The sequence below is a fragment of the Mesorhizobium sp. M2A.F.Ca.ET.037.01.1.1 genome (genome assembly GCF_003998075.1).
GTDB lineage: Bacteria > Pseudomonadota > Alphaproteobacteria > Rhizobiales > Rhizobiaceae > Mesorhizobium.
The window spans coordinates 1-621 of the sequence record NZ_RZSA01001682.1; the positions used below are offsets into that span (position 1 = coordinate 1).

Consider the following 621-nt stretch of genomic DNA (forward strand, 5'->3'; position numbering starts at 1 on the left):
ATCTAACCCCCGTAGCGCTCGGGGCGGATGATCCCCGCCGGAACGCCGGCGCCGATCAAGGCGTCGGCGGCGGCCGAGACGAACGCATTCGAGCCGCAGACATAGGCGAGCCTTGGCGTCTTGGGCAGGCGCTCGACGGCCTGCGCCATCATGCGGGCGTCGACGCGCCGGGAATAATCGGAGGGCCGCCTCGCCGGTTCGCGGGTCAGCGTCAAAACCAGGTCGAATCCGTCGCGACGGTCGTCGAGGCCGATCAGCTCGTCGCGGAAGATTACCTCGTCCCAGACCCGCGCCGAAAACACCAGCGCGACGGGCACCGCCGTGTTGCGCAGCGTGCGATGACGCACCATCGCCATCAGCGGCACAACGCCCGAGCCGCCGCCGACCAGAAGGATCGGCCCGCCGTCGCTCTCCTCCCAGATGAAATGGCCGCCCAGCGGCCCGCGCAGCTCGATCTCGTCGCCGACGGCGGCCACGTCGTGAAAGAAGGGCGAGACCTCGCCGTCGTCCAGCCGCTCGATCGCCAGCTCGACGCCGCCGCCTGCTTCTGGCGCCGAGGCGATGGAATAGGAGCGGCGCGCCTGGTAGCCGTCCGGGGCCGTCAGCCTGATGTCGACATGC

General features: G+C 70.0%; 1 protein-coding gene. It reads right to left on the minus strand.

Annotated features, from left to right (window positions below):
• Positions 1-2 precede the first annotated feature (2 nt).
• On the minus strand, positions 3-621 hold a 619-nt coding region (locus EOA27_RS39195), incomplete at its 5' end, for an FAD-binding oxidoreductase (protein WP_127259049.1).